Consider the following 10,726-nt stretch of genomic DNA (forward strand, 5'->3'; position numbering starts at 1 on the left):
CCTTAAGACTGATGAGGAGAGCCGATCATGCCCAGCAAGAAAACGGATGCGCCCAAGCACAGCGAGGCCGCCGGTACCCAGACCCCCGACAGGGCCAACACCAATGCCAAGCTGCAGAGCCTGGAGGCCGACCGTAGCGATGCGACCGGGCATGCGCTGCGGACCAACCAAGGCGTGCGCATTGCTGACAACCAGAACTCCCTCAAGGCGGGTGATCGCGGGCCTTCGCTGCTTGAAGACTTCATCATGCGCGAGAAAATCACCCACTTCGACCATGAGCGTATCCCCGAGCGCATCGTGCACGCACGCGGTACCGGGGCACACGGGTTCTTCCAGAGCTACGGCAACCACGCTGAGCTGACCAAGGCGGGCTTCCTGCAAGATCCGGAAAAGATCACCCCGGTTTTTGTCCGCTTCTCGACGGTTCAGGGCCCACGCGGGTCTGGTGACACGGTGCGAGATGTACGGGGCTTTGCCGTCAAGTTCTATACAGATGAAGGCAATTTCGACTTGGTCGGCAACAACATGCCGGTGTTTTTCATCCAGGATGCCATCAAGTTCCCCGATTTTGTCCACGCGGTGAAGCCAGAGCCCCACAACGAGATACCGACCGGCGGTTCGGCTCACGACACCTTTTGGGATTTCGTCTCGCTGGTGCCGGAGTCGGCCCATATGGTCATGTGGGCCATGTCTGACCGCGCCATCCCGCGCAGCCTTCGAATGATGGAAGGCTTTGGCGTGCATACCTTCCGCCTGATCAATGCCGAGGGCGTGGCCAGCTTCGTAAAGTTTCATTGGAAACCACGCCAGGGCGTGCATTCCCTGCTGTGGGACGAAGCCCAGAAGCTGGCGGGCAAGGACACCGACTTCCAGCGCCGTGACCTATGGGAAGCCATCGAAACCGGTGACTACCCGGAATGGGAACTGGGCGTGCAAATTGTGCCTGAGGCTGACGAACACAAATTCGACTTCGACCTGTTGGACCCGACCAAGATCATCCCGGAGGAACTGGTACCCGTCACGCCGCTGGGCAAGATGGTGCTCAACCGCAACCCGGACAATTTCTTTGCCGAGGTCGAACAGGTGGCGTTCTGCCCAGGCCATATCGTGCCAGGTATCGACTTTACCAACGACCCGCTGCTGCAGGGCCGGCTGTTCTCGTACACCGATACCCAGATCAGCCGCCTGGGTGGGCCGAACTTCCACCAGATCCCGATCAACCGGCCGGTAGCGCCGAACCACAACAACCAGCGTGATGCCCTGCACCAGCACGTCGTGCACAAGGGCCGGGCTTCCTACGAGCCCAACTCGATTGATGGCGGCTGGCCGAAGGAAACCCCGCCTGCGGCGCAGGACGGCGGCTTCGAGAGCTATCAGGAGCGTATCGATGCGCACAAGATTCGCCAGCGCAGTGAGTCGTTCGGCGATCACTTCTCGCAGGCTCGGCTGTTCTTCCAGAGCATGAGCCCGACCGAGCAACAGCACATCATCAAGGCTTACAGCTTCGAGTTGGGCAAAGTGGAGCGTGAACATATCCGCGCCCGCGAAGTGAATGAAATTCTCGCCAACATCGACCTGAAGCTGGCGGCGGCGGTTGCGGCCAACCTGGGCCTTCCTGCGCCGAAAGCGGGTACGGTGAAGGTGAAGGGTAGCCAGCTGACGCAATCGCCTGCGTTGAGCCAGATGAACCACCCAGGTTCGGTGGGTATCAAGGGGCGCAAGATTGCTGTGCTGGTGGCAGATGGCGTGGACGCTGCCAGCGTGGACAAACTGGTCAAGGCCCTGGAAGCGCACAGTGCCCGGCCGATGCTGCTGGGGCCGACCTCGGCGCCGGTGAAGGCGGCGGATGGCAAACAACTGCCGGTAGCGGCGTCGATGGAGGGGATGCCTTCGATCATGTTCGACGGGATTGTCGTGCCTGCGGGCAAGGCCTCTACGGATGCGCTGGCGGCTAGCGGATTGGCCAAGCACTTCGTGCTGGAGGGCTACAAGCACCTGAAGGCGCTGGTGCTGACCAAGGAATTGGCGAAAGCGTTGGGGCTCAAGGAGGACAAGGGGCTGTTGCTCGGGGATGAGCAGAAGGCAGTGGATGCCTTTGTCAAAGCGGTTGAAGGCCACCGAGTGTGGGAGCGGGAGGCGGCAGCTGAAGCTGTTCCTGCCTGATAAGGCCTTTTTGCGGGTAAACCCGCTCCTGATGTAGGAGCGGGTTTACCCGCGAAGCGTTTACTGCTGATGCGGGACCAGCACCACCTGTGCCGGCAGCGAGCGCTGGATCTGATGCTTCTGCTTCAGCTCGAACCCACTGTCAATCTTGCGCACGCGCTTTTCCAGCAAGGTCTTCAGCCAAGGTGCATCCTCGGTGCGCGGTACCTGGAATACCACTTCGCACTGGTAACTCACCACATCGGCGGCAATGTCGTCCAGTTGGCGGCGCAGCGCGCGGCTGTCAGTGGTCTTCAAGGCCACCACGGTACTGGGCGCTGTCGGGTCGATGATGCGTGCCTTGGGCTTGGCTTCGGCGGCTTTCAGCGCAGCTTCAGCCTTTTCCAGTTCGGCCTTGCGGGCCTGGGTCACGGCATCCCCGCCGGTCACCGCTGGCGCCTGCGGCATCAGTGCCCGGGCACGGGCCAGCGCGGTAGCTGCCGCGTTTACATCGCCCTTCTGCAGAACGATCTGGCTACGTTGCAGGTAAGCTTCGGCCAGTTGGCGCTGGTATTGCTCCAGGCGTGCATCATCCGGCGACTGGGCCTGCAGTGCAGCAAGCTGGTCTTCGGCGGTAGCCAGCTCATTGCTGGCGATGTTCTGTTGCAACTGCTGCCAGGCATCTGCTTGAGCAGGTGCGGTGGCCTGTTCGACCGGCGCATTGGAACAGGCAGCCAGGATCAGGGAAAACGCGGCAACAAGCAGATAACGGGAGGCGAACGGCTTCATTCCTGCGACTCTCTATTTGCGCAAAAAGCGAGCAAGTCTACACCCAGGTGCGCACGCTCGAAAATAGGCCTTACAGACCCTTTACGGGCCGAAGGTTGCAAGGCGTGCCTGCACACGCCTTGCTTTTCAGCGTTTTGGCAGAGCCAGGCTCAGCAAGAATAGCACCGCGGCGCAGACCACGATCGAGGGCCCGGCGGGGGTGTCCTTGAACCAGGACATGGCCAGGCCGCCGCACACTGCGGTAACACCCAGCAGGCTGGCACCCAGGGCCATCTGCTCTGGTGAGCGGGCGTGACGCTGTGCCGCAGCGGCAGGAATGATCAGCAGTGAGGTAATCAGCAACACGCCAACGATTTTCATGGCAACCGCAATCACCACCGCGATCAGCAGCATCAGCGCCATGCGCAAGCCGGCCACGGGCAGGCCTTCTACCATGGCCAGTTCTTCGTGCACGGTAACCGCCAGCAGCGGCCGCCACAGCACAGCGAGCAGCAGCAGGACCAGTGCACTGCCACCGAGGATCCAGGCCAGGTCGGTGGTGCTAATGGCCAGCAGATCGCCGAACAGGTAAGCCATCAGGTCGATGCGCACATCGTGCATGAAGCTCAGCACCACCAAGCCCAGCGACAAGGTGCTGGGGGCCAGGATACCCAGGAGGGTGTCGGAGGCCAGCGGCTGGCGTTGCTGCAATGTCACCAGCAGGATCGCCAGCAACAGGCAGCCCACGGTTACCGCCAGCGCCGGGCTGACATCCAGGGCAAAGCCCAGGGCCACACCGAGCAGCGCGGCGTGAGACAGGGTGTCGCCAAAATAGGCCATGCGCCGCCATACCACGAAGGAGCCCAGTGGGCCTGCAACCAGTGCCAGGGACAAGCCGGCAAGCAAGGCGTAGAGAAGAAAATCAGCCATGCTTGCAGTGCTCTCCGTGAACATGGGTGCCAGGGGCGACCACCGAGCCATGCAGGTCGTGGCTGTGGTCGTGATGGTGGTGGTAGATGGCCAGGCTCGGTGCGGTCTTGCCGAACAGCTCGACGAACGCCGGATCACCGCTGACTTGCTCAGGGTGACCCGAGCAGCACACGTGGCGGTTCAGGCACACCACCTGGTCGGTGGCGCTCATGACCAGGTGCAGGTCATGGGATACCATCAGTACGCCGCAGCCGTGGCGGTCGCGCAGGCGGGTGATGAGGTTGTAAAGCTCGGTCTGGCCGACCACGTCCACACCTTGTACCGGTTCGTCGAGCACCAGCAACTGGGGTTCGCGCAGCAAGGCGCGGGCCAGCAGCACGCGTTGCATTTCGCCGCCGGAAATAGTCTGGATCGGGCTGTCGATGACCTGCTCGGCGCCCACTTCCTGCAGCGCCGACAAGGCTGCCGCGCGGTCTACGCCGGGCACCAGGCGCAAGAAGCGCAGCACCGACAGCGGCAGCGTGGCATCAACCTGAATTTTCTGCGGCATGTAGCCAATGCGCAGCTTGGGTTTGCGCCATACCTTGCCGCGATGTGGCTTGAGCAGGCCAAGTACGGCCCGCACCAAGGTCGTCTTACCCGCCCCGTTGGGGCCAATCAGGGTGACGATCTGGCCTGGGGCGACCGACAGGTCGATGCTGTCGAGCACCGCCTCACCGCCAAAGGTGACGCCGACCTGCTCCAGGCGAATCAGGGCGTCGCTCATGCCGCGCTCCGGCAGTTACCGCACAGGCCGACCACTTCCACGGTCTGGGTCTCGACCGTGAAACTCACGCCTTTGGCGCTGTTGATGATGGCCTCGCTGATGCTGCTCTGCTCGAGCTCGATGGCCACATGGCAGGCCCGACAGATCAGGAACTGGCCTTGGTGCACGTGCTCGGGGTGGCTGCAGCCGATGAAGGCGTTGAGCGATGCGATGCGATGTACCAGGCCGTTTTCCAGCAGGAAGTCCAGCGCACGGTACACCGTGGGCGGCGCGGCGCGGCGGCCGTCCTGCTCACTGAGCACAGCGAGGATGTCGTAGGCGCCCAGTGGCTTGTGGCTCTGCCACACCAGCTCCAGCACACGGCGGCGCAGGGCTGTCAGGCGCAGGCCCTGGCGGGTGCACAAGGCGTCGGCTTCAGCCAGTGCGCTGTGTACGCAATGGGAGTGGTCGTGAGGACGGTTGGCCAGCGGTGTGATGGACATGGGCAGCGACGGTTCTGGACAGAGACGTTATTATGTTACCTGTTTCTGAAGATTCGAGTATCCACCGTGTCCCGATTCCTGGCTCTGTTTGTCGCTTTCATCGCATTATCCGCGCAGGCCGACGTGCGTGTGCTCACCAGTATCAAGCCACTGCAGCAGATTGCCGCTGCCGTGCAGGAGGGTGTTGGCAGCCCTGACGTGCTGCTGCCGCCCGGCGCTTCACCCCACCACTATGCGCTGCGCCCCTCGGACGTGCGGCGGGTAGGCGATGCCGACCTGCTTTACTGGATCGGCCCTGACATGGAGAATTTCCTTCCGCGTGTGCTGGGAAGCCGCAGCAAGGCCACAGTGGCTGTGCAGTCGCTGCCGGGCATGAAGCTGCGCCACTTTGGCGAGGACAGCCATTCCCATGAGGAAGCAGACCATGACGATCATGACCACGATCACCGCCCAGGCAGCCTGGATGCGCATTTGTGGCTATCGTCGGTCAATGCGCGAGTAATCGCGGCAAAAATGGCAGCTGACCTGGCCCAGGTCGACCCGGCTAATGCGGCTCGCTATCAGAGCAACCTGAAGGCCTTCGATGAACGCCTGGATGCGTTGGATGGGCGTATCAAGGCGCGCGTGGCCGGTATTGCCGGCAAGCCGTACTTCGTCTTCCACGAAGCCTTCGACTATTTTGAAGCTGAATATGGCTTGAAGCACGCGGGCGTGTTCAGCGTGGCATCCGAGGTGCAGCCTGGGGCGCAACATGTGGCGGCCATGCGCAAGCGTCTTCAGGAAGTGGGCAAGACCTGCGTGTTCAGCGAGCCGCCACTGCGGCCGCGATTGGCCGAGACCCTGACTGCCGGGTTGCCGGTACGCCTTGCCGAGCTGGATGCCTTGGGTGGCACCGATCCGGTGGATGGCAAAGGGTATGAGCGCTTGCTGGAGAAGCTGGGCGGTGACCTGGCAGGCTGCCTGGAACAGTTGTAAGCCTGTACCGGCCCCTTCGCGGGTGAATCCGTGCCCACAGGTACTGCGCAGGCCTCAAGGCTGTCGCTATCCCTGTGGGAGCGGGTTCACCCGCGAAGAAGCAGACGTGGTCTACAGCGCGAACGGCAGGTGCAAAGCCACCTGCTGGCGCTGCGCCAGACGTACTTCAAACTCGCTCGGATCGTGGATCATCACATCCATCCCGGCAAACGATTCGGCGGCAATCAGGCGCGACAGCCAGAAACGTACGCAGCCTACCCTCAACATTTCCGGCCACAGCTCGGCTTCGGCTGCAGTGAACGGCCGCAGCGCCGCGTAGGCTGCCAGCAGTGCCTGGGCGCGTGGCACATCCACCGCTCCCTGCTCATCCAGGCACCAGTCGTTCACGGTGATGGCGATGTCATACAGCATCGGCCCGGAGCAGGCATTGTAGAAGTCGATCACACCGGTCAAATGGGTGCCTTCGAACATCACGTTGTCGCGGAACAGGTCGGCATGCAGGTTGGCCCGCGGCAAGGCCAGGATCTGCGCCTTATGTGCGCTGATTTCGTCCAGCGCCGGCTGCAGCAATGCGGCTTGCTCCGCAGTCAGGCGTGGCAGTAGCTCGGCACCCGAGGCCAGCATCCAGTCCAGGCCGCGGTCAGTGCGGCGCTCGATGATGTGCTCTCGGGTGGCCAGGTGAATGTGTGCCAGTAGCTCGCCGACCTGGGCGCAGTGCTGGTTGTTGGGTGCCTTGATGTGTTTGCCCGACAGCCTGGGCTGCAGCAATGCCGGCTTGCCGCACAGCTCGCGCAGGCCGTTGCCGTCGCGATCACGAATGGCATAGGGCACCGGCATGTCGGCACCGTGCAGGGTATCGAGCAGCTCGATGAAGAACGGCATGTCCTCGCTGGGCCCACGCTCGATCAGCGTCAGGACGAACTCCCCCTGTTCGAGGCTGACGAAGAAATTGCTGTTCTCGGTACCGGCGGCAATGCCCTGGAAGTCGAGCAGACGGCCCAGCTCGTACGGCGCCAGAAAGGTTTCCAGCTCAGGCCGGGTCACGGGGGTGAAGACTGACATGATGAAAAATTGCCCATACGGGCACTTCCGCCGGGAAGTGCCGGGTTGATGTGAACGGTGCGCGTCAGCTTACCACTCGAAGATCTTCCAGGACGGAATCAGCATGTCCGGCTGGTCGGATCGAATGAAATTGGCATCAGTGCCATCAGCGCGTACCAGGAAGTAAGGCTTGCCGTTTTTCGGCGTGATCTTGATCGCATACAGGAAGCCGTTTTGCCGGTATTCCTGGATGGTTTTGTCGCCTTCCGTGCGAATGGTCACCTCGGGATCGGCCGAGGGGGCGTCGTCCGCCGCCAGGGTGACGACAGGCGTGGTTGCCAACAGGCCGAGCAGTAACAGGCGATTGAGTGTGCGCATGATAACCTAGTCCCTTTGTCGTCAATGATTCTGGCTATTCTAGCGCCGGACCCGTCGAAAAGGTTGATTCTGCTCATGAGCCAAGCGCCCCTCGTCCTGGTGGACGGTTCCTCCTACCTTTATCGCGCCTTCCACGCGCTGCCACCGCTGACCACGTCCAAGGGCATGCCGACCGGTGCGGTGAAGGGTGTGCTGAACATGCTCAAGAGCCTGCGCAAGCAATATCCCGACAGCCTGTTCGCCGTGGTGTTCGACGCCAAGGGCGGCACTTTCCGCGATGCCATGTTCGCTGAGTACAAGGCCAACCGCCCCAGCATGCCGGATGACCTGCGGGTACAGATCGAACCGCTGCACGCCAGCGTCAAGGCGCTGGGCTACCCGCTGCTGTGCGTGGAGGGTGTCGAGGCTGACGACGTGATCGGCACCTTGGCGCGCAGCAGCGCCGCCCTGGGTCGCCCGGTGATCATCTCGACCGGTGACAAGGACATGGCGCAGCTGGTGGACGGGCACATTACCTTGGTCAACACCATGACCGGAAGCGTGCTGGACGTGGCTGGCGTGCACGAGAAGTTCGGCGTCGGCCCGGAACACATCATCGACTTCCTGGCCCTGATGGGTGACAAGGTCGACAACATCCCGGGCGTGCCGGGCGTGGGCGAAAAAACGGCAGTGGGGCTGCTGACCGGCATCGGCGGCGGTCTCAGCGACCTTTACGCCAACCTGGACAAGGTGCCAACGCTGGCCATTCGCGGCGCCAAGACCTTGCCGGCCAAACTGGAGGAGCACCGCGACGCGGCATTCCTGTCCTACGAGCTGGCCACCATCAAGGTTGACGTGCCGCTGGATGTCGAGGTCGAGGCGCTGGTGTGCGGTGAACCTGACCGCGAGGCGTTGCTGGCGTTGTACACCGAGATGGAGTTCAAGAGCTGGGTCGCCGAAGTGCAGCGCGATGCCGCCAAGGCCGGTGATGATGTTGCCCCGGCCGTGGAGCCTGCGGCCAAGGTCGAGCCCAAATACGAAACCATTCTCGACCAGGCCCGTTTCGACGCCTGGCTGGAGAAGCTGCGCCAGGCACCGCTGTTCGCCTTCGACACCGAGACTACCGGCCTGGACGCCCAGCAGGCGCAATTGGTCGGCCTGTCCTTCGCTGTCGAGCCGCACGAAGCGGCCTATGTGCCGCTGGCCCACGATTATGAAGGCGCGCCGGTCCAGCTGGATCGCGAGGCCGTGCTGTTGGCGCTGAAGCCCTTGCTGGAGGACCCGGCCAAGGCCAAGGTCGGGCAGAACGCCAAGTACGACATCAACATCCTCGCCAATGGCTCCCCCGCCATCGAGATGCGCGGCGTGGCCTATGACACCATGCTCGAGTCGTACGTGCTGAACTCCACGGCCACCCGTCATGACATGGACAGCCTGGCGCAGAAGTACCTCGACCACACCACGATCGCCTTCGAGGACATCGCCGGTAAGGGTGCCAAACAGCTAACCTTCAACCAGATCACCCTGGACAAGGCCGGCCCCTACGCCGCCGAAGACGCCGACATCACGCTGCGCCTGCACCATGCATTGCAGGCCCGCCTGGCACAGACGCCGAGCGTGCAACCGGTGCTGACGGATATCGAGATGCCGCTGGTGCCGGTGCTGGCCAGGATCGAGCGCCAGGGTGCGCTGGTCGATGCCGAGCTGTTGAAGGTACAGAGCGGTGAGCTGGGCGTGAAGATGGCTGAGCTGGAGCTGCGTGCCTACGAGCTCGCCGGTGAGACGTTCAACCTCGGCTCGCCTAAGCAGCTGGGCACGATTCTTTACGACAAGCTGGGCATGCCGGTGCTGAGCAAGACCGCCAAGGGCCAGCCATCCACCGCCGAAGCAGTGCTCGACGAACTGGCCGAACAAGGGTACCCGCTGCCAGAGGTGCTGATGCAGTACCGCAGCCTGAGTAAGCTCAAGAGCACTTACACCGACAAGTTACCGGGGCAGATCAACCCGCGCACCGGGCGCATCCACACGTCCTACCAGCAGGCGGTGGCGGCCACCGGCCGGTTGTCGTCGAGCGACCCGAACCTGCAGAACATTCCGATCCGCACCGCTGAAGGGCGGCGTATTCGCCAGGCGTTCGTCGCCAGTCCGGGTTACAAGCTTCTGGCGGCGGACTATTCACAGATCGAGCTGCGCATCATGGCCCACCTGGCCAAGGACGAAGGCTTGCTGCATGCCTTCCGCAATGACCTGGACGTGCACCGCGCCACGGCAGCCGAAGTGTTCGGTGTGGCCCTGGAAGACGTGACCACCGACCAGCGCCGCAGCGCCAAGGCCATCAACTTCGGCCTGATTTACGGCATGAGCGCCTTTGGCCTGGCCAAGCAGATAGGCGTCGACCGCAAGCAGTCACAGGACTACATCGACCGTTATTTTGCCCGCTACCCGGGCGTGCTGGCCTATATGGAGCGCACCCGCGCCCAGGCGGCCGAGCAAGGCTTTGTCGAAACCCTGTTTGGCCGCCGGCTGTACTTGCCAGACATCAATGCCAAGAACCCTGCCCTGCGCAAGGGCGCCGAGCGCACGGCCATCAACGCCCCGATGCAGGGTACTGCTGCCGACATCATCAAGCGGGCCATGGTCAAGGTAGATAACTGGTTGAGCGAGAGCGGGCTGGATGCCCGGGTGATCCTTCAGGTGCACGACGAACTGGTGCTTGAGGTACGCGAAGACCTGGTGGAGCAGGTGAAAGATGAAATTCGCCAGCACATGAGCCAGGCCGCGCAGCTGGATGTGCCGCTGCTTGTTGAAGCAGGCGTTGGTGCGAATTGGGACGAAGCTCACTGATTGAGCAGGTAAAACTGTGTAGGATCTGCGGCGTAGTGACGCGGATCCGAGCATCGCTCAGTGCTGTGGGTGCTTACGTTTCATGAAACTATCGCAAATAGTTTTGTGGGCTTCGGAACTAAACCGGTGAAGCGGAACTCAGAGTAACTGAATGGCTGGTGAAGCCCTTCGATGCTCCTATGTTGTGTTAAGTGTTGGCAGATATCTGGACCCCGCCCTAGCGGTCCGGACTTGGACCCCGAACTTCCCCCTCCCCATACGAAGTCCGGGGTTTTTTTTGCCCGGAATTTGCCGGATGGCTTGTAGTGAGCCTCCGTAGGCGCGGGGTTATCCCCCGCTGCCCTGTTCAATTCCCCCCCGCCTTCCCGGGGAAACCCCCGCCCTCCAAGGCCCACCCCCAATTACCAAAAAGTCGCCCACC

At 62.5% G+C, this 10,726-nt stretch carries 9 protein-coding genes; 3 read left to right on the top strand and 6 right to left on the bottom strand.

The features are described from left to right. Positions 1–27 precede the first annotated feature (27 nt). A complete protein-coding gene (katE, locus tag ACK59Z_RS01765) occupies positions 28–2,163 on the top strand; it encodes a catalase HPII (RefSeq protein ID WP_088512659.1) in 2,136 nt (711 codons plus the stop codon). 60 nt (positions 2,164–2,223) lie between these two features. Here katE and ACK59Z_RS01770 read toward each other — a convergent pair whose 3' ends face one another. The 4 genes from ACK59Z_RS01770 to zur form a co-directional block, all read right to left on the bottom strand. Then, a complete protein-coding gene (locus tag ACK59Z_RS01770) occupies positions 2,224–2,931 on the bottom strand; it encodes a PA5502 family lipoprotein (protein ID WP_011953148.1) in 708 nt (235 codons plus the stop codon). 126 nt (positions 2,932–3,057) lie between these two features. Continuing rightward, positions 3,058–3,840: a zinc ABC transporter permease subunit ZnuB gene (gene znuB, locus ACK59Z_RS01775; protein WP_004575255.1), complete on the bottom strand. Its 783-nt coding sequence runs from the start codon at positions 3,838–3,840 to the stop codon at positions 3,058–3,060. After that, positions 3,833–4,606: a zinc ABC transporter ATP-binding protein ZnuC gene (gene znuC, locus ACK59Z_RS01780; RefSeq protein ID WP_003253004.1), complete on the bottom strand. Its 774-nt coding sequence runs from the start codon at positions 4,604–4,606 to the stop codon at positions 3,833–3,835. The genes znuB and znuC overlap by 8 nt, the downstream gene beginning before the upstream one ends. Beyond that, the gene (gene zur, locus ACK59Z_RS01785; protein ID WP_004575253.1) at positions 4,603–5,088 is read right to left on the bottom strand and encodes a zinc uptake transcriptional repressor Zur; all 486 of its coding nucleotides are present in this window, start codon (positions 5,086–5,088) and stop codon (positions 4,603–4,605) included. The genes znuC and zur overlap by 4 nt, the downstream gene beginning before the upstream one ends. 66 nt (positions 5,089–5,154) lie before the next feature. Here zur and ACK59Z_RS01790 point away from each other — a divergent pair, with 66 nt between their 5' ends. Next, the gene (locus tag ACK59Z_RS01790) at positions 5,155–6,063 is read left to right on the top strand and encodes a zinc ABC transporter substrate-binding protein (RefSeq protein ID WP_003253000.1); all 909 of its coding nucleotides are present in this window, start codon (positions 5,155–5,157) and stop codon (positions 6,061–6,063) included. 111 nt (positions 6,064–6,174) lie between these two features. On the opposite strand, the gene ACK59Z_RS01795 is transcribed toward ACK59Z_RS01790, so the two are convergent. Both ACK59Z_RS01795 and ACK59Z_RS01800 read right to left on the bottom strand, forming a co-directional pair. Continuing rightward, on the bottom strand, positions 6,175–7,125 hold the full coding sequence (locus ACK59Z_RS01795; protein WP_003252998.1) for a homoserine kinase: 951 nt from the start codon (positions 7,123–7,125) through the stop codon (positions 6,175–6,177). Positions 7,126–7,194: 69 nt separating this feature from the next. After that, positions 7,195–7,482 (bottom strand): DUF2782 domain-containing protein, encoded by a 288-nt coding sequence (locus tag ACK59Z_RS01800; RefSeq protein WP_003252997.1) that lies wholly within the window; start codon positions 7,480–7,482, stop codon positions 7,195–7,197. A gap of 75 nt (positions 7,483–7,557) precedes the next feature. Here ACK59Z_RS01800 and polA point away from each other — a divergent pair, with 75 nt between their 5' ends. Beyond that, the gene (gene polA / locus ACK59Z_RS01805) at positions 7,558–10,305 is read left to right on the top strand and encodes a DNA polymerase I (RefSeq protein WP_064615130.1); all 2,748 of its coding nucleotides are present in this window, start codon (positions 7,558–7,560) and stop codon (positions 10,303–10,305) included. The last annotated feature ends 421 nt before the right edge of the window (positions 10,306–10,726 follow it).

Origin of the sequence: Pseudomonas sp. KCJK9058, from assembly GCF_046230975.1 — a bacterium.
GTDB lineage: Bacteria > Pseudomonadota > Gammaproteobacteria > Pseudomonadales > Pseudomonadaceae > Aquipseudomonas > Aquipseudomonas alloputida.

What these genes read in the sequence shown, in the direction of transcription:
- katE (WP_088512659.1), top strand. Translation starts at nt 28, where the DNA reads ATGCCCAGCAAGAAAACGGATGCGCCCAAGCACAGCGAGGCCGCCGGT.
- ACK59Z_RS01770 (WP_011953148.1), bottom strand. Translation starts at nt 2,931, where the DNA reads ATGAAGCCGTTCGCCTCCCGTTATCTGCTTGTTGCCGCGTTTTCCCTG.
- znuB (WP_004575255.1), bottom strand. Translation starts at nt 3,840, where the DNA reads ATGGCTGATTTTCTTCTCTACGCCTTGCTTGCCGGCTTGTCCCTGGCA.
- znuC (WP_003253004.1), bottom strand. Translation starts at nt 4,606, where the DNA reads ATGAGCGACGCCCTGATTCGCCTGGAGCAGGTCGGCGTCACCTTTGGC.
- zur (WP_004575253.1), bottom strand. Translation starts at nt 5,088, where the DNA reads ATGTCCATCACACCGCTGGCCAACCGTCCTCACGACCACTCCCATTGC.
- ACK59Z_RS01795 (WP_003252998.1), bottom strand. Translation starts at nt 7,125, where the DNA reads ATGTCAGTCTTCACCCCCGTGACCCGGCCTGAGCTGGAAACCTTTCTG.
- ACK59Z_RS01800 (WP_003252997.1), bottom strand. Translation starts at nt 7,482, where the DNA reads ATGCGCACACTCAATCGCCTGTTACTGCTCGGCCTGTTGGCAACCACG.
- polA (WP_064615130.1), top strand. Translation starts at nt 7,558, where the DNA reads ATGAGCCAAGCGCCCCTCGTCCTGGTGGACGGTTCCTCCTACCTTTAT.